The organism is Martelella alba, from assembly GCF_005217455.1.
Classification (GTDB): domain Bacteria; phylum Pseudomonadota; class Gammaproteobacteria; order Enterobacterales; family Enterobacteriaceae; genus Acerihabitans.
Window position 1 is genome coordinate 1 of the sequence record NZ_SZPQ01000011.1, and the last position, 16574, is coordinate 16574.

General features: G+C 56.7%; 19 protein-coding genes. 11 read left to right on the forward strand and 8 right to left on the reverse strand.

The genetic code is table 11. The annotated features are described in order from the left end of the window. A partial coding sequence (locus FCN80_RS09420; RefSeq protein ID WP_136989914.1) for an MFS transporter occupies positions 1–1099 on the reverse strand: 1099 nt, incomplete at its 3' end. Between the two features lie 78 nt (positions 1100–1177). Then, complete coding sequence (locus FCN80_RS09425) at positions 1178–2344, reverse strand: acyl-CoA dehydrogenase family protein (protein WP_136989915.1); 1167 nt, start codon at positions 2342–2344, stop codon at positions 1178–1180. Positions 2345–2752: 408 nt separating this feature from the next. Here FCN80_RS09425 and FCN80_RS09430 point away from each other — a divergent pair, with 408 nt between their 5' ends. The 10 genes from FCN80_RS09430 to FCN80_RS09475 all read left to right on the forward strand — a co-directional run bounded on the left by FCN80_RS09430 (position 2753) and on the right by FCN80_RS09475 (position 11695). Beyond that, positions 2753–3301, forward strand: a complete 549-nt coding sequence (locus FCN80_RS09430; RefSeq protein ID WP_230492582.1) for a desulfoferrodoxin family protein — start codon at positions 2753–2755, stop codon at positions 3299–3301. Positions 3302–3680: 379 nt separating this feature from the next. Continuing rightward, on the forward strand, positions 3681–4814 hold the full coding sequence (gene hybO / locus FCN80_RS09435; RefSeq protein ID WP_136989916.1) for a hydrogenase 2 small subunit: 1134 nt from the start codon (positions 3681–3683) through the stop codon (positions 4812–4814). Between the two features lie 3 nt (positions 4815–4817). Continuing rightward, a complete protein-coding gene (hybA, locus tag FCN80_RS09440) occupies positions 4818–5822 on the forward strand; it encodes a hydrogenase 2 operon protein HybA (protein WP_136989917.1) in 1005 nt (334 codons plus the stop codon). Beyond that, positions 5809–7008, forward strand: a complete 1200-nt coding sequence (hybB, locus tag FCN80_RS09445; RefSeq protein WP_136989918.1) for a Ni/Fe-hydrogenase cytochrome b subunit — start codon at positions 5809–5811, stop codon at positions 7006–7008. The genes hybA and hybB overlap by 14 nt, the downstream gene beginning before the upstream one ends. Then, complete coding sequence (hybC, locus tag FCN80_RS09450; protein WP_136989919.1) at positions 6986–8689, forward strand: hydrogenase 2 large subunit; 1704 nt, start codon at positions 6986–6988, stop codon at positions 8687–8689. Before hybB ends, hybC begins: the two co-directional genes overlap by 23 nt. Next, positions 8689–9234, forward strand: coding sequence for a HyaD/HybD family hydrogenase maturation endopeptidase (locus tag FCN80_RS09455; protein WP_136989920.1), 546 nt, complete (start codon positions 8689–8691; stop codon positions 9232–9234). Before hybC ends, FCN80_RS09455 begins: the two co-directional genes overlap by 1 nt. Beyond that, entirely contained in the window at positions 9227–9757 is a 531-nt protein-coding gene (hybE, locus tag FCN80_RS09460; protein ID WP_136989921.1) for a hydrogenase-2 assembly chaperone, read from the forward strand. The genes FCN80_RS09455 and hybE overlap by 8 nt, the downstream gene beginning before the upstream one ends. Beyond that, positions 9750–10091, forward strand: coding sequence for a hydrogenase maturation nickel metallochaperone HypA (hypA, locus tag FCN80_RS09465; RefSeq protein WP_136989922.1), 342 nt, complete (start codon positions 9750–9752; stop codon positions 10089–10091). The genes hybE and hypA overlap by 8 nt, the downstream gene beginning before the upstream one ends. 70 nt (positions 10092–10161) lie before the next feature. Continuing rightward, positions 10162–10458, forward strand: a complete 297-nt coding sequence (hybG, locus tag FCN80_RS09470; protein ID WP_373880325.1) for a hydrogenase maturation factor HybG — start codon at positions 10162–10164, stop codon at positions 10456–10458. A 337-nt stretch (positions 10459–10795) separates the two neighbouring features. Next, on the forward strand, positions 10796–11695 hold the full coding sequence (locus FCN80_RS09475; protein WP_136989923.1) for a LysR family transcriptional regulator: 900 nt from the start codon (positions 10796–10798) through the stop codon (positions 11693–11695). A gap of 28 nt (positions 11696–11723) precedes the next feature. On the opposite strand, the gene FCN80_RS09480 is transcribed toward FCN80_RS09475, so the two are convergent. From FCN80_RS09480 to FCN80_RS09505, 6 genes are all read right to left on the reverse strand, one after another. After that, positions 11724–12986 carry an MFS transporter gene (locus FCN80_RS09480; RefSeq protein ID WP_136989924.1) on the reverse strand — a complete coding sequence of 421 codons (1263 nt, stop codon included), beginning with the start codon at positions 12984–12986 and terminating at the stop codon, positions 11724–11726. Between the two features lie 440 nt (positions 12987–13426). After that, positions 13427–13975, reverse strand: a complete 549-nt coding sequence (aroL, locus tag FCN80_RS09485; protein ID WP_136989925.1) for a shikimate kinase AroL — start codon at positions 13973–13975, stop codon at positions 13427–13429. A 12-nt stretch (positions 13976–13987) separates the two neighbouring features. Next, positions 13988–14344 carry a YdiL family protein gene (locus FCN80_RS09490; protein ID WP_136989926.1) on the reverse strand — a complete coding sequence of 119 codons (357 nt, stop codon included), beginning with the start codon at positions 14342–14344 and terminating at the stop codon, positions 13988–13990. A gap of 328 nt (positions 14345–14672) precedes the next feature. Continuing rightward, complete coding sequence (locus tag FCN80_RS09495) at positions 14673–15092, reverse strand: YeeE/YedE family protein (protein ID WP_136989927.1); 420 nt, start codon at positions 15090–15092, stop codon at positions 14673–14675. Between the two features lie 21 nt (positions 15093–15113). Beyond that, positions 15114–15542: a YeeE/YedE family protein gene (locus FCN80_RS09500; RefSeq protein WP_136989928.1), complete on the reverse strand. Its 429-nt coding sequence runs from the start codon at positions 15540–15542 to the stop codon at positions 15114–15116. Further along, positions 15532–15867 carry an ArsR/SmtB family transcription factor gene (locus FCN80_RS09505; RefSeq protein ID WP_136989929.1) on the reverse strand — a complete coding sequence of 112 codons (336 nt, stop codon included), beginning with the start codon at positions 15865–15867 and terminating at the stop codon, positions 15532–15534. Before FCN80_RS09505 ends, FCN80_RS09500 begins: the two co-directional genes overlap by 11 nt. A 422-nt stretch (positions 15868–16289) precedes the next feature. On the opposite strand from FCN80_RS09505, the gene FCN80_RS27415 reads away from it, so the two are divergent. Beyond that, the gene (locus tag FCN80_RS27415; RefSeq protein WP_170975356.1) at positions 16290–16535 is read left to right on the forward strand and encodes a beta-galactosidase; all 246 of its coding nucleotides are present in this window, start codon (positions 16290–16292) and stop codon (positions 16533–16535) included. Positions 16536–16574 lie beyond the last annotated feature (39 nt).

A 16574-nucleotide genomic window follows, 5' to 3' on the forward strand; every position in this document is an offset into this window, starting at 1 on the left:
CCGAGGGAATACCGGAGCCGACGGATAACACTAACTTAGAGATAAAAGCTGTCTGAATATAACGGGTCAAGATCAGGAAAAAATTAGAAGCCGAGATCAGGGCGGTAGCGTTGATCAGACTGTTGGCCCGCGTTCCCAGAATAAGAAAAACCCCGGCCAAGAGCAGCCCCAGAATGGGGGGCAGTTTTCGTCCGGCGTTCTGTCCCAGGCGCCGTACCGCCGCATCCGTCACCACGCCGCCCAGCGGATAGGCAATGATCGCCACCAGATACGGTAGCATGGACAGCAGGGCGCTCTGTTTCAAATTGATGCCGCGCCCCATGGCGAAATAGGTGGGCAGCCAGGTCATAAACAGGAAGAAAAGATAATTGGTGCAGAAATAACCCAGCGAGCAGCACCACACGGCCGGCGTGGCGAAAATGTCCTGTTTGGTCGGCGTCGCCGCCGCCGATTGCGCCACGGGACTCTGCGGTTGCTGACCGGCCAGAATATAGGCCAGTTCAGCCTGGCCGATCCGCTTGTCCTGGCGGGGATCATTACTGCCCAGCCGCCACCAGATCAGACACCAGAGGATGCCCGGCGCCGCCATAATGTAGAATACCCTCTGCCAGCCCCATAACTGGATAATCCAGGCGGCGGCAAGCATCGCCGCCGCAATGCCCGCCGGGCAGCCGACCTGTAGCAGACCGGTGGATTTGCCTGATTCGCTTTTCGGTACCCAGTGGGACAGCAGTGAGAAGTTGGCCGGCACCAATACCCCTTGTCCGATACCAACCAAAATGCGCAGCGCCATCATGGTGGCAAGCGTGCCGCCAAGGGGGGTCAAATAAGTGAATATCGCCCACCACAACGTCCCGGCGAGTAGCACGGCTCCGCCCCCCAGGCGGTCGGACAACATGCCGGCCGGCAGCATGGTGACGGCATAACCGATGAAAAAAGCGGTGGAAATCCAGCCGAATTCGGTGGCGCTCCAACCAAATTGCCGCATCAGGGCCGGGCCGCACATGGACATGCTGCTGCGCGCCATGAACATGACGAAATAATCGATAATCAGTAGAAGTACGATGCCCCAGCGCCTGTTTCCCATGGATGCATTCATCGGGTTCTCCCCCCTGAAAAAGATGGCCGCTAGCTTCAGTGCGGGCGGCCAGATTATGAGTTCAGTGCCTGCGCGGCATCACCGGATAACGCCGCCGTTATCAATCAACGGACGGGCAATGGTCAGTCGCTGAACCGTGCGCGGCCCTTCTTCGAACCATAAAGCGCGGGCGTCGCGGTACATTCTTTCCACCGGACCATAGGGATTGTCCTCGAAGTAGCCGATACCTCCGAAGATTTCCAGGCAGCTGTCGGACACGGTGCGTACCGTATCGATGCCGTGCAATTTGCACATGGCCGACACCATTTCAATGTCTTCGCCACGGTCGAATTTTTGCGCGCAGTCGCGCAGCATGACCCGCAAGGCATGCACTTGCGTTCCCATGTCCGCCAGCATTTGCTGAATGGCTTGTCGGGAGGTGAGCGGCTTACCGAAGGTGACCCGATCTTTGGCGCGGGCGATGGCCAATTCCAGGAAACGCTGCGACATACCCAGGCAGGTTACGGCAATCATTGCGCGGGAATGGGCCAACGCGTTCATAAAAATATCCAGGCCGTCTCCTTCCTTGCCCATGATATTGCCGGCGGGAACTTCGCAGTTGGTGAAACGCAGATAAGCATGTCCCGCGCCGCGGCAACCCATCATGTGCGGCATCGGATCGATGTCATAGCCCGGGGTGCCGGTTTCCACGAAAAACGCGGTCAGGCCGCCTTTTTTACGCTTGCTTTCGTCGGTCACGGCAATGACATAAGTGGCATCGGAAATGTCCGTGTGCGAGATAAGCGTTTTACCGCCGTTGAGAATATAGTTATCCCCTTTTCTGACGGCCGTGGTGCGGATATCCGCGCCGGAACCGCAGTCGGCCTCGGTCAGGGCGAAGTTGATATAGGCGTCCTTGTTGGCGAGTTTCGGCAACCATTTGGCCCTGAGCGCTTGCGACCCATGATCGTGAAGAATGCGCCAATTAAGGCCGTTGGCGTGATGCAGATTCATCCGCATCCCGCCGGGGCCGCGACAGAATTCTTCCATCACGGAAAAAAATTGTTCGCAGTTAAGACCCATGCCGCCGTAGTCCTCCGGGATAGCCAGTCGGAACAAGTCGTTTTTCCGGCAAATATCGTAATAGGCATCGGGAAACACATTGGTTCTTTCGATTTCCAGTTGCAATTCTTCCAAATCATTCTCGGTCACTTGGCGTATTTTTTCTTTCAATCCGGCCAGTGCTTGTTCGGATAATATTGCCATATGCTTGCCTCTTTTTTTACAAAACAAACTATACAGAGTATAAAGGTCGCCGTTTGCGCCAGACCATTGACATAAACAGCATTATATTGGATAAATCGAACATCAATAACAAAATATAACAAAAACAATGTGATATAAAATAAATAAATTAATTTTGTTGCCGTTGAATGCCGTTGTGAATTATGACGGCAAACACACATTAATCCGGTGTACAGGAAATTAATAATATGCCAAGAACCCCGACAAGGATTCTATATGCTACATGGGTTATTCGCCGGAAACGGACACCGGTATTGATGCTACATCATTCAAGCGACAAAGAAATGGCTTGAACTAAGACGAATATAGCGCTTGCGGTGTGGCGGGAATGGAAATAACTGTCGCGCCTGATACGAGGTTAAGATGCGTTTGAACAATACTGAAGAACGCCGCGGCCTGGCGACGCCAATGCCGGGGATGCGGCCGAAAAACAGCACGAAGCCGGGTTTCAGCGCGCCTCCCCCGGTGTTTTGGCAGTGCGTCCATTGCCGGCGCATGCTGATTGAGCCCCAGGCCGCCCCAGGCTCAGCCGCGCCTGACTGTTGCGCGACGCCCATGCAGGCGCTGGCCGCGCAAAACGCCGATGCGCCGGGGGCCCATGATCATCGCGTCGCCATGCAGGTCTTCGGCGGTTTTGACGCCAATGCGTTGACCGTATCTGTGGGCGAAACGCCTCATCCAACGGAGGCCGCCCATCGTATTCTGTGGCTATATCTGTATACCTTCCAGGGCGGCCAACTGAAATTTCTCTCGCCCGGCGAGCCGGCCAACGTGACCTTTCCCCTGGCGGGCAAAGACGCCTATGTGTATTGCGACCGACGGATTTGCAAAGGCCGGCGCTGTAAATTCAATTGCAAGCGGGGGTTTAGGGTTTTTGCCTATTGCAGCCGGGACGGCTTGTGGCTAAGCGCATTTTAGCAATCCACGAGCGCGCCATGCCCTCTGGACCAGCCTAACGCTTGCCATAATGCCGCCAGGTCCGGCAATACGGCGCCAGGCCGTTGCACGATAAGCGGTATCAAGCGTGTTGAACACGACGGCAAGGTGTGCCGTGCGGTTTGCGAATACCTGCCGCCGGGTGGCCGGAATCGGCACAGGCGGCGGGTGTCTGCCATACCGGCACGGTTAAACCGCGCGGGGGCGAATAAAACAAGAAAGTACATTTATCTGTTAAACGAAAACGTGAAAATAGAGGGGGTGGAATTGACCGGGGTCGGGACGGATCCCGGCATGATCGCCGCGAGCGGTCACGAGCCGAACAGGGCGATCATTTTTAGCATAAATGAGCAGATAAAACATGAATTGGGATATTGCCGGATGCGCCGGCCAGGGAATGAATCGGCGCGGTTTTATGAAGTTGTGCGCGGCGCTTGCGGCGTCAATGGGACTAACGGATACGGGGGCCGCCGAGATCGCCCGTGCGCTGGCTGATCCAGAGCGGCCGCCGGTCATCTGGATCGGCGCGCAGGAATGCACAGGCTGTACGGAGTCTCTGCTGCAAGCCACCCATCCGACGCTCGAAACGCTGTTGTTAAACACCCTCTCGCTGGAATATCACGAAGTCCTGTCCGCGGCCTTCGGCGATCAGGCCGAGCAGAACCGATATCGCGCCATAGAACGTTATAAAGGGAAATACCTGCTGGTCGTGGATGGCGCCATCCCCATGAAAGCGGATGGCGTTTACTGTATGGTCGCGGGCAAACCGATACAGGAACATATCCGTGAAACGGCGCGGGACGCCGCGGCGGTCATCGCCATCGGTTCCTGCGCGGTCTGGGGCGGCGTGGTGGCGTCGGGGTGTAATCCCACCGGCGCGGGCAGCTTGCAAGCCATCCTGCCGGACAAGACGGTGATCAATATTCCCGGTTGCCCGCCCAATCCGCATAACTTCCTGGCCACCGTGGCGCATGTGCTTACCTATCGGCGCGCGCCGGCGCTGGATGGCAAAAACCGGCCGATGTTCGCCTATGGCCGGCTGATACATGAAAATTGCGAGCGCCGGCCGCATTTCGATGCCGGCCGGTTCGCCAAACGCTTCGGCGATGAAGGCCATCGCCAGGGATGGTGCCTGTATCATCTGGGCTGCAAAGGGCCGGAAACCTATGGCAATTGTCCCACGCTGCAATTTTGCGATATCGGCGGCGGAATATGGCCGGTGGGCATCGGCCACCCCTGCTATGGCTGCAACGAAGCGGGCGTGGGATTTGAAAAAGGGATTTTCCAGTTGGCGGCGGTGGCAAATCCGACGCCGCCCGCGGCCAAACCCGATGTCCATAGCCCGGAAGGCGACGGGATGTCCGCCGCCTCGGCGGGGCTGATCGGCGCCATACTGGGCGCCGTGGGCGGGGTAAGCCTGATGGGGGTGCGCGAGTTGGGCCGGCGGCAAAAGCGGAGCGGGCAGGGCGCCGACGATGAGCCCGGGGAGGAATGAGTCATGGACCGGCGCCATTTTCTGAAACAAGCCTGCGCGGGAACGCTGCTGGCGGGTCTGCCGGCGGCGGGACTCGGCGCGGCAGTCGATAAGCCGTCCATCCCCGGCGCGCTGGGGTTGCTGTACGACTCGACATTGTGCGTTGGTTGCCAGGCATGCGTCGCGACCTGCCAGCGCATCAATCAATCGCCCCGCCGTAGCGGCGATGGGACGATCTGGGCCGACAACGACAAGTTGAGTCCGTACACCAACACCGTTATTCAAGTCTGGCGCGCCGGCGACGGCGCCGAAAAGGATCGGCCGCAGAACGGCTATGCCTATATCAAGAAGCAATGCATGCACTGTCTCGAACCTAATTGCGTGGCGGTCTGCCCGGTCGGCGCATTGCAAAAAAATCCGCGCACCGGCGTAGTGCACTACGATCCCTCCGTGTGTACCGGATGCCGTTACTGCATGGTCGCCTGCCCCTTCAATGTCCCTAAATACGATTATGACAACCCCTTGGGCCGGATACACAAATGCGAACTTTGCAATCAGCAAGGGCTGGAACGGCTCGACCGGGGACTATTGCCGGGATGCGCCGAGGTTTGCCCCACCGGCGCCGTGATTTTCGGCACTCGCGAACAGTTGCTGGCGGAGGCCAAACGCCGGCTTGCGCTGAAAGCCGGCGTCCAGTATCCCTATCCACGGCAGGCCCTGCCGGCTCGCGATACCTATTGGCGGACCGTCGCGCACTACGATCGTCGCCTCTACGGCGAGGCAGATGGCGGCGGCACCCAGGTATTGGTGCTGGCGGGCGTCCCTTACGACTGTCTTGGCCTGCCGCGATTGGGGACGGTGTCTGCCGGCGCGCGCGCCGAACACATCCAGCATACCCTTTATAGAGGCATGGCGCTGCCGCTGGCGGCGCTGGCGACGCTTTCGGTGTTGGTGCGCCGCGCTACTCGCGACGAGCGGAAACCGCCGGTCCCGCCGCATTCACAGGACGATGATCATGACCGTACATAAAGCCAACCCGCTGGGCGGGCGTCTCATCAGCCGCCCCATTGTGCTGCTGACGCCGTTCATCGCCGTGTGCGCCGTGCTGATCGTCAAGCGGCTGCTATTGGGTATCGGCGCGGTGGCCGCCCTTAATGGCGGCTATCCCTGGGGTATCTGGATAGCCTTCGATTTGCTGGTGGGCACCGGGTTCGCCTGCGGCGGCTGGGCGCTGGCCTGGGCGGTGTATGTGTTTAATCGCGGCGAATACCATCCGCTGGTGCGTCCGGCCTTGCTGGCCAGCTTGTTTGGCTATTCGCTGGGCGGGCTTTCCATTACCATCGACGTGGGGCGTTATTGGAATCTGCCGTATTTCTATCTGCCCGGTTTTTTCAATACCTCCTCGGTGCTGTTTGAAACAGCGGTGTGCATGACCCTTTATATTGGCGTTATGCTGCTGGAGTTCGCGCCGGTCATTTGCGAACGGATGGGGTGGCAAGGTATCCGCCGCCGTCTGGATCGGGCCATGTTTTTTATCATCGCCTTAGGGGCGCTGTTGCCCGTTATGCACCAGTCGTCCATGGGATCGTTGATGATTGCCGCCGGCTATAAAGTGCATCCATTGTGGCAGAGTTATGAACTGCTGCCGCTACAGTCGCTTTTAACGGCGTTTATCATGGGTTTTTCCATCGTGGTGTTTGAAGGGTCGCTGGTGCAGGCTGGTCTGAGAGGGCGCAGCGCAAACGAAAAGCCGTTGTTCGTCAAGCTCACGCGCATTACCGATGTCTTGCTATTGCTGTTTGAAATCCTGCGTTTCGGCGAAATCCTGTGGCACGGTAAAATCCATTATTTGTTCAATGCCGATCGGTTCGCGCTGATGTTTTGGTGCGAAACCGCTTTCTTGCTCTTGCCGCTGACCCTGTTTCGGTTTCGCCGTTGCCGGCAGGATGCCCGATTGCTGTTCCTGGGCGCCGTCAGCATGTTGTTGGGGGCCGCCCTGTGGCGCCTTTGCTATTCGTTGCTGGCATTCAATCCGGGCAACGGTTACCGCTATTTCCCCAGTGTGCAGGAACTGCTGATTTCCCTGGGGTTTGTGGCCATAGAAGTCGTCGCCTACATTCTTTTGATCCGGCTGCTGCCGGTTCTGCCCGCGCCGGAAGGCGCGCGTCAATTTCATCAGGCCGAGGTAAACCATGCCCCAACGCATCACCATTGATCCTGTTACCCGCATCGAGGGCCATCTGCGCATCGATTGTGAAATCGAGGACGGCAAAGTGACCCGTGCCTGGTCCTCCGGCACCATGTGGCGCGGAATGGAAAACATCGTCAAAGGCCGGGATCCGCGTGATGCCTGGATCATTATGCAACGCATTTGCGGCGTGTGCACCACGGTCCACGCCATTGCCTCGGTACGCGCGGTGGAAAACGCCCTGGGACTGAGCGTGCCGATTAACGCGCAGTATATCCGCAATCTCATCCTGGCGGCGCACAGCATTCATGACCATATCGTTCATTTCTATCAATTATCCGCTCTGGATTGGGTGGACATCCTTTCGGCGCTCAAGGCCGATCCGAATAAAGCGGAACGTCTTATGGCGGGGGTGTCGCACTGGCCGTTAAACAGCGCGGCGGAGTTCGCCGGCGCGCAACAGAAAATCAGGCGACTGGTGGCCAGCGGCCAGTTGGGCATTTTCGCCAGTGGCTATTGGGGACATCCCGCCATGGCATTGCCGCCTGAAATTAACTTGATAGCGGTGGCCCATTACCTCCAGGCCCTGGAATGCCAGCGCGATGCCAATCGCATCGTGGCCATCCTGGGGGGAAAAACGCCGCATATCCAGAATCTGGCGGTGGGCGGCGTGGCCAATCCCATCAACCTGGACGCCCCGGAGGTGCTGAACCTGGAGCGGCTGATGTACGTTAAAACCTTTATCGATCGGTTGGGGGATTTCATCGAACAGGTCTACAAGCCCGACTGCGCGGTGTTCGCCGCCCATTACCCGCAATGGCTCACGCTCGGCCGGGGGGCGCGGCACTATTTATGCGTGCCGGAATTGCCTACGACGGCCGACGGCGGTTTCCAATTGGCCGGCGGCTATCTGGAGAACGGCGACGTCGCCGCGTTCCGCCCCATCACCAGCCATACCGATCCGTTTCTGATAAACGGCATAACGGAAAGCGCCGCGCACGCCTGGTATGAGGACGACGAATCCCTCGCGCCCTGGGAGGGAAAGACCCGGCCGAATTATACCGGCTGGCGGGAGGACGCCAAATACTCCTGGGTCAAGGCGCCGACCTTCTACGGCAAGACCGTGGAAGTCGGGCCGCTGGCCTGGCTGTTGTGCGGGTTGGCGGCCGGGCACGCCGATACGCAGGCTCACTACGGACACATTGCCGACGTTTACCGGACATTGGCCGCGCGTGAGCTGACCACGGCGGATCTGCATTCCACCATGGGCCGTATCATCGGCCGGGCGGCGCACTGCGGGGTTCTCAAAGATAACCTGGCGCGGCAATGGCGGGCACTGGTGGACAACATCGGCCGGGGCGATCATCAGACATTTGTTGCGCCGGAGATGGCCCCGGACAAGGAATATCGCGGGGTCGGTTTTGGCGAGATGCCGCGCGGCATGCTATCGCACTGGGTTATTTTCAAAAACGGCAAAATCACCCGCTATCAGGCGGTGGTGCCCTCCACCTGGACGGCCGCGCCCCGTAACGAATACGACCGGCCCGGCCCCTATGAACAATCGCTGGTGGGAACGCCGGTGGCCGACCCGGCGAAACCGCTGGAGGTGGTGCGTACGATCCACTCCTTCGATCCCTGCATGTCCTGCGCGGTGCATGTCCTCAATACGCTGGATGGCGGCGAGGCGGCGCGGGTGAGGGTATCGTGATGAAAATTCGCGTCCTGGGCATTGGCAACCTGCTAATGAGCGATGAGGCCGCCGGCGTTCGGATAGTGGAAAGGCTGCGGCGGTATCACGCCTTTTCTCCGGCGGTCGACTTGCTGGACGGCGGCACATCGGGTATGGAACTGCTGGAGGATATCAGCGGTTGCGATCATCTGATTGTGGCGGACGCCATATTGACGGGACACGCCCCCGGCACCCTGACGGTACTGTGCGACGAGGCGGTGCCTGTCCTGTTTGCCCGGAAGATTTCGCCCCATCAATTGGGGCTGTCCGATGTCCTGATGGCGTTGCGGCTGATGGAGGAATTCCCGCGAAGATTAACCCTGGTGGGCGTCGAGCCTGAGACGCTAATCCCGGGAATCGGGATGTCGGCCGCCGTCAGGCGGGCGGTGGCGCCGGCGACCGAGGTGATTGTCAAAGCCCTGCGGCTGGACGGCATTGGCGTGAGCGCCCGTCGCGATACCGCGATGACGGCGCAGGAACGGATATGGATGGAATGCTGTCGCGCCGGGGAAAACCATGAGTAGGGTCGTCGCGCCCGACGGCGCGCGCGCCGACGATATCGGGACGGTCAATGGCCATGATGTCTCGCCCGCGGACTGGCTGGAACGGGAATTCGGCCATATCGCCGCGGGGGAAATACGGACGCTGCCGTTCTTTCGGCCAACGATTCCCGTGCGAGCCTGCGGTTTCACGTTGTTCGAACGGCAATGGCTGGGATGCTTGCTGACGCCATGGATGCTGAGTCTGCTGATTCTGCCCGGACCCGGACAGGCATGGCCGATCCGTCGGCCCGGCGATCGACTGGCGCTGCGCCTGCCTTGTGGCAATGTGGGGTTTATGGTTGGCGAAACCGCGCCGTTGCGGCAATATCTCGCTTGTTCGCTGATGTCGCCGTTGGCCGCCGCGTTAAACGCCGCGCAAGCGGTATCGCTGGCCGAACACGGCGCCCGCCGCGCCCTGTCGCTGCCGCTGTCGGACGCCGATGCGCCGCGTTGCGGGGAACGGCGGGCCTGGCTCGGCCGCTTGACGGAGAGCCGGCATGCATGAAATGTCCCTCAGCCAAAGCGCGCTGGACCTGATTATGCAGCAGGCGCGCCGACATGGCGCGCATAAAGTGACCGATGTCTGGCTTGAGGTGGGCGCGCTATCTTGTATCGAGCAGAGCGCGCTGCGCTTTTGTTTCGATGCGGTATGCCGCAACACCCCGGCCCAGGGGTGCGCGTTGCATATCGCTGTTCGTCCCGCCCACGCCTGGTGCTGGGCATGCGCCACTGTCGTTGAGGTGCGGGAGTATGGCGAAGGCTGCCCGCACTGCGGCGGTTTGGGTTGGCGGGTTGAAGACGGCGACAGCGTGCGGGTAAAGCAGGTGGCCCTTGAATAAGCGTCACCCGTGCGCGCGGCGTTAACACGAAGATGCGCATGCCGACCGAAGGAATAACGGAGTGCGCGCAATGGGAGGTACGGCAACGATGTGTCTCGGTATTCCGGGAAAAGTCATTTCAGTGGGTGAAACCCTCTATCACCCGGCTTGCGTCGATGTTTGCGGCGTACGTCGCGCGGTGAATATCACCCTGGTTTGCGAAGGGGATCCGGCTAAGATGATTGGCCAATGGGTGCTGGTACATGTGGGGTTCGCCATGAGCATGCTCAATGAGGACGAAGCGCGGCGCTCCCTCGCGGCGCTGCGTTTGATGGGCCTTGTCGCCGTGGACCTTGACGATGTTCCCCACGCCGGCGACACGCCGTAAACACGGCGATTCCGCGCAAGAAACCCCGTGTCGGCGTATTAGGCTATAACACGCGGCGCAATCGCGCCGGCGATACTCGCCTTGCCCGACGCCGGCCAGAACGAATATCGATAATATGCGCCGGATCGAGGACAGGCCCGCCGGACAGGTGTATACCCATCATACTTCACGTTGCCGCGTTGTCGGCCGCGTTCGCCCACCCCAGTCACAAAGACGTCTATGCGGCTGGGGACGAAGAGAGACAGCCCATCTCTCCCCCCAAAAATACCCCTACCGCAAGGCCTGCGGCCAGCCCGGCGGGAAGCCAGATATGACCGGCAAGAGAGTGAGGGGCGTAATGAACCTAAAGCAATTACACTACTTTAAATGCCTGGCCGAGAAACAACATTACACGGAAGCCGCGGCGAGTCTATTTATCTCGCAGCCCTCGCTGAGCCACGCCATCGCAGAGCTTGAAAAAGAACTGGGCGTCATGTTGTTTGAAAAATCCGGCCGCAATGTGCGGATTACCGACGGCGGCAAGCTGTTTTTACCCTATGTGGAAAACGCGCTGCTTGAGTTGGAACAAGGTCGTTTGGCGCTACGCCAATTCTGGGGCCGGCAGGATGAGACTATCAATCTGGCGTTTATTTATACCATGGGCGAAACGGTTGTGCCCAAATTAATCGAACGGTTTGTTCATATACCCGGTCATGAAAAAACGCGGTTTTGTTTTTATCAAGGCACCACCGCATCCATCATTCAGGAGTTGAAGATGGACAAATACGACCTTGCCATCTGCTCTCTTGTTCCCGAGGAGACCGACATAGAATTTATTCCACTCATCAGCCAGGAACTGGTCCTGGTAACCTCACGGGACCATGCGTTGGCGCAACGGGATATTCGCGAAGCCGCGTTGGAGGAGGTTATCGACTATCCGTTTATTTTTTTCTCGGAAAAAAGCGGGCTTCGCCAGTTTATCGACAAGATGTTCATGGTGAAAAAACTCAATCCGAAAATCGCCTGTTATGTGGAGGAGGATACGGCCATGGCCGGGCTGGTGGGCGTCAATTACGGCATTGCCATCATGCCCAGGATAAGCACGCTGGCATATTCCAATGTCCATGTCATACGGATCAAAGATCCCGGACCGACACGCTATATCTACCTGGCCAGTCGTAAGGACAAAGTCTTGACGTCCACGTCCCGAACATTTAAACGCTTTGTATTCAGCGCGTGTCAAACCCTTGCATTTTAACCGCAATCGTGCGTTGCCAGGCGCGCCATCACCGGTGGGCAAGGGTTTCGTCGTCAACGACGCCGGAGTTACGCGTGACCGGCCGGTTGCCGATGGCCATCGCCGCGCGTTCTTTTTTATCGCGATAGCCGATAAACAGCGCCGTGAGAAACCCGGCCGCCGCGAGGCCGACATCGAACCACATGATGCTGGCAATACTGGTCTGCGACAGTTTCGCGGTAATGAGCGGCACGGTGAAGGTCGCCAGGCTGCCTGCGCTGTAAAAAATACCGGTGGCTCTGCCTTTGCTGTTGGGAAAGCGCAACGCCATAATCGTCAAACCCAATTGCAAGACGCCCCCCGCGGCGAAGAACCCGATCACGAAAGAGAACACGATCACCGTCAGCACTGTGGGATAGAGGCAGACGAACAACAGGGCGCTAAAAGAGGCGGCGGTATACAGCATCAGTAATGTGGCGGATCTGATGATCCGTTCAACGGCGAATGCCGTAATGAAAACACCCAGCAGCGAGCCCACGGTATAAATACTCAACAGTTTGATCGACAGGGTATACGACATGCCGGCCACAAATTGTCCGTATTGCGCCAGCCACTGGCTGATGAGATAGAACGTGCCCATGGAGATGTAGCCGTATAAGGTGAAACTGGCGAGATCCCACATTGAACAGGTACAGCTTTTATCCTGGGGCGCCGGGGATAGCCGTGCCGCGCGCTCAGGTTCCGGCCTGGGCGACACGGACGGGAACGGGCAGCGCAAAAGATACACCGCGTTGAGGGCCATGATGCCGCCGGCAAACAGAAATGACCAGCCAAACCAAAAATTGGCCCAAACCAATAGGCTTATCACCATCGGCAGAAGAAACTGGCCGCTGGAGACGAAGGCTTTAATGAGAATATTCGCCGTACTGGGTGATTTGGGAAATGCTTCCATCAATGTCGGATAGGTGCCGGAATCGAGAAGGCTATTGGCCATGCCGGCCAAGAAACCGAAACAGTAGGCGAGGCCGATGCTCCTGGTCGTCAGGATACCGAGAAAAAAGATCAGATAAGCGGCAATGCCCAGGTAAACGAACGGTCGTCGACCGTAACGATCGGACAGTGTGCCGGCGATGAGTAATAAAGAGAGCCTGCCTATCCCCAGCGATGAGATAACAATCGATACACCGGCGGCGTCTGTGTGCCATTGCGTTTGCAGATGGGACATATTCAGACTCATTAATATTACGCCCATTCCGTGTACCAGATAATTGACGTATAGGCCTATGGCGGTGGGTAGATAGTTATTTTTCATGGTAAGCCTTAAAGGGAGTACCCGCGGTCACCGGACACAGGGTGGCGAGGACTGCGGCGGCATACCCTAAAAGGCACGCCGCCGCTGCCGCGCCGGTAATCGCGGCTAATTGCCGTCCGGGATAATGCGGCGAAAAAAGGTAGCCTGGAAATTCTGTCCCAATCCACGTATCACATCGGCGTCAGGATAAAAAATTCGACGGCTTATTTTTTATGATAGTAGCAAGTCTCTGGAAAAATAAATAATTCATTTTATCGTTGTTATTCATAGAATGATTCTATATGAACCCAAAGTGCCATCTTGCGGCTCTTTTTTTGTGATGTTCGTTATGTTCATATATTTCAAAAATAATGATAACGTTATTTTTACATGTGGCGATCCAACTTAACAATATACCTTATTCCCACGTTACTTTGGCCAGCCGGTGTATTTATTCTTCCCTAACGGAAAAAAATATCGCCAGCCTTACGTTTCAGCGCATCGAGATACAGGGTATGAATATCCTGCGCGACCTGCTCTTTATCGTTATTGGCATCGATAACGTAATGAGCGGCCTGTCGGTATAGCGGATCACGGGAGGCGATAATCCCAGTGATTTCATCGGTAATGGATAATCCCGTGAGAGAAGGGCGCTGACTCACCGCGGGATTGGCGTGCAGGCGCGCGATCACCGTCGCGGCGGAAGTCATAAGGTAAAAAACCAATCCTTTGTTTTTCATATGTCTACAGTTGTCCTGGGACAACACCATGCCCCCGCCGGTGGCGATGACCCGGTCAGGACGCGCGACCTCGTGTAATACCTGGCTTTCAATCGTGCGAAACGTATTCCAGCCGTCGTCATTGACGATTTGGGCTATGGTTTTGCACGTTTTTTCTTGCACCCAGTCATCGGTATCGATGAATTCGAGTCGCAGACGAGCGGCCAGTCTTTTTCCTACCGTGGTCTTCCCTGACGCGCGCGGACCGACCAGTATGAGGGTATTGATCATTGTGTTATCCATTCAACATAATCGTTCAAGGTTATGGGCGTAAAGCTCGGTGGCGACGGATTGATATACCTTCCATTCCAAGAAGTCGCCTTCGGTGTAAACTGAGCGGAACGCGTCATAATCCGGGAAAAATCGCATGGTATTGTTGCCAATGCGGTTATTAATTTTATTGATAATGGCGTCGAGCCGATCTTTTCTTTTTTGATTCATTGTGGTGAGTGTTTCAATGACATGGGATGGAATAGTCTGCTTTCCTTGTTCCCACTGTCGCCAGGTTTCGACATCGTGATCGCCGGAAATATAAGAGGCTGCTTCGTTAATGGACATGGAGAACAACTGACGCAGCGCTTGCAATTCCAGATGATTCATAGCGCAATAGCTCCAATGAGGATAGAGAAGATATTAAATAACATGCGGCCTCTCGCCACGGCATGATCTTTATCACAGTAGTGGGAGTAATATAAATAAAATGAAGGCGAGAGTTTCATGATGAATGAAACCTCATTCGGATGGTTGTCAATGCGTCGAGCCTTAATGCCGTTTTGCGCATCCGGCGCGCCGGCTTTGCCGCTGTTTATTTTGCAGGGCCTCCTTTCGTCCCGGTTGCCGGGCTGGCTATGCTTTTGGAGATAACCAGGCGGCAACGCTATTCATCTCATCTGACCGTTGTGCAGGCACAGTGGGCGTCTCTCGCTGTTTATCGCGATTTTCTTTTCTCCAGCCCTTCAAAGATAAGCATGCCGATGATCATGGCGGCGACAAAAAGCCAGCCTTTTACTGCCCCCATGCCAAGCAGCACCAGACCGGGTCCCGGGCAAATCCCGGCCAACCCCCAGCCAACGCCAAAGATCAGTGAGCCGCCTATTAGCCGCTTGTCGATTTGCCGGGCGGTCGGCAAGTGCATTTTTTCCCCATACCACGGCGCGGCACGCCTGAAGGCCGCCCGGAAAGCGAAAAAGCCGACACTTATCGCGCCGCCCATGACAAAAGCGAGGGAAGGATCCCACACACGGGTGATATCCAGAAATCCGATCACCTTCGCCGGATTTGCCATACCGCTGACGATCAGGCCCAACCCGAAAAGTAAACCGGACAGCAGAGAAAACAGAATAGCCATGGCCGCCTCCAGCCCGTGTCATTAGCGCCAGTGTCCCACCAGCCAGACAGTGATAAATGCCGCAATCATGAATGTTGCCGTCGCCGCCAAAGAGCGAAGAGATAAGCGCGACAGACCGCAAACCCCGTGTCCGCTGGTGCAACCAGAGCCGTAGCGGGTACCTATCCCGACCAGTAATCCCGCGATGATGACCGTTGGCCAGCCCGCATCAATCTGATTATGCGGCCAGGGGACGAATAACCGGTATAGCCATGGCGCGGCGAGCAAGCCCAAAACGAAAGCCAGCCGCCAGCGTTTATCATCAGTGGCGGTGGACAATATCCCCCCCAGGATGCCGCTTATCCCGGCAATCCGCCCGCAAAACAGAATAAGTATGCCGGCCGCCGCGCCAATGATTAATCCGCCGGAAAAGCTTTGCCAGGGGGTAAACTGGCTCATGTCAATTATCATGGTGAGTGCCTTGTTCTTTTTTTGAGCAATAAAGTTGATACAGCGTCTTCAGGAGAACATCTATTTCCGGCGCGGCTATTCGGTAGTAAATCTGTTTACCTTCGCGCCGGGTGGTCACCAGCTTTTTTCGGCGCAGTACGCCCAACTGCTGAGACAGAGTGGGCTGAGCTATCCCCAGCGCCGCTTCCATTTCGCCTACGGAGGCCTCTCCCTGGCTGAGATGGCAAAGCAGCAGCAAACGATCCTCATTGGCAAGGGATTTCAGCACTCCGGCGGTTCTGGCGGCGGCGGCGCGCATTTCAACCTGATCTATCTCGACGTTCATAATCACCGTTTTCAATATACTTTTATATATAATATCAAAATATATATTATATGGCAATCCCTGTCTGCGCGCGGTTTTAGGGAAAAATCGCCCTGGCGCCTCACCCCGCGCCGTTGGGGGATTTAACGTAAGCGTTGTGAGGCGGGAGCTCCCCACTGGCCCTCGATACGTCCGGCTTTCGATTTGCGCAACATATCATAAGCGATAAGTGCTACTTTTCTGTGTTTTCGGGGCAGATAATATATCTGAATGTTATATGTTCGGAAAAGTATGGCGCTTCATTGGATATAAGCAAAGCGCCTATCTGGGATTCAGACGCAGAAAGTTCAAAATGAAAAATACAAGTAGAAGTAACTATATATTACTGAGCGTTTTTGATTTTCTCTATCTATTTTCATGGTCAGCGGCCATGTCATTTTTCTGTGATATGGACAACGCAACATTTAGAGCTCATTCAGGTTTGTGGGCTTGATGCCGTTTTGCGAATTGGGCCCTGGTGTCACGCGGAGTTGCGGCATGGCGGTTTTCCTGACTGGTTGCTGGGAAAAAATTGTAAGATACGCGGCAATGATCCTGAATATCTCGGTTATGTGACGCGATATTGGCGTAAGCTGGGGGAACCGGTGTCCGGCCTTTTGATTGAAGAGGGGGGACCGGTATATGCCTAATCCAGTCACATATGCCTGGAAATTATATTTGGCATTTTG

What these genes read in the sequence shown, in the direction of transcription:
- hybB (WP_136989918.1), top strand. Translation starts at nt 5,809, where the DNA reads ATGACCGTACATAAAGCCAACCCGCTGGGCGGGCGTCTCATCAGCCGC.
- hybC (WP_136989919.1), top strand. Translation starts at nt 6,986, where the DNA reads ATGCCCCAACGCATCACCATTGATCCTGTTACCCGCATCGAGGGCCAT.
- hypA (WP_136989922.1), top strand. Translation starts at nt 9,750, where the DNA reads ATGCATGAAATGTCCCTCAGCCAAAGCGCGCTGGACCTGATTATGCAG.
- FCN80_RS09480 (WP_136989924.1), bottom strand. Translation starts at nt 12,986, where the DNA reads ATGAAAAATAACTATCTACCCACCGCCATAGGCCTATACGTCAATTAT.
- FCN80_RS09425 (WP_136989915.1), bottom strand. Translation starts at nt 2,344, where the DNA reads ATGGCAATATTATCCGAACAAGCACTGGCCGGATTGAAAGAAAAAATA.
- hybA (WP_136989917.1), top strand. Translation starts at nt 4,818, where the DNA reads ATGGACCGGCGCCATTTTCTGAAACAAGCCTGCGCGGGAACGCTGCTG.
- hybE (WP_136989921.1), top strand. Translation starts at nt 9,227, where the DNA reads ATGAGTAGGGTCGTCGCGCCCGACGGCGCGCGCGCCGACGATATCGGG.
- FCN80_RS09500 (WP_136989928.1), bottom strand. Translation starts at nt 15,542, where the DNA reads ATGATAATTGACATGAGCCAGTTTACCCCCTGGCAAAGCTTTTCCGGC.
- FCN80_RS09490 (WP_136989926.1), bottom strand. Translation starts at nt 14,344, where the DNA reads ATGAATCATCTGGAATTGCAAGCGCTGCGTCAGTTGTTCTCCATGTCC.
- FCN80_RS09505 (WP_136989929.1), bottom strand. Translation starts at nt 15,867, where the DNA reads ATGAACGTCGAGATAGATCAGGTTGAAATGCGCGCCGCCGCCGCCAGA.
- FCN80_RS09475 (WP_136989923.1), top strand. Translation starts at nt 10,796, where the DNA reads ATGAACCTAAAGCAATTACACTACTTTAAATGCCTGGCCGAGAAACAA.
- hybG (WP_373880325.1), top strand. Translation starts at nt 10,162, where the DNA reads ATGGGAGGTACGGCAACGATGTGTCTCGGTATTCCGGGAAAAGTCATT.
- hybO (WP_136989916.1), top strand. Translation starts at nt 3,681, where the DNA reads ATGAATTGGGATATTGCCGGATGCGCCGGCCAGGGAATGAATCGGCGC.
- FCN80_RS09495 (WP_136989927.1), bottom strand. Translation starts at nt 15,092, where the DNA reads ATGGCTATTCTGTTTTCTCTGCTGTCCGGTTTACTTTTCGGGTTGGGC.
- FCN80_RS09455 (WP_136989920.1), top strand. Translation starts at nt 8,689, where the DNA reads ATGAAAATTCGCGTCCTGGGCATTGGCAACCTGCTAATGAGCGATGAG.
- aroL (WP_136989925.1), bottom strand. Translation starts at nt 13,975, where the DNA reads ATGATCAATACCCTCATACTGGTCGGTCCGCGCGCGTCAGGGAAGACC.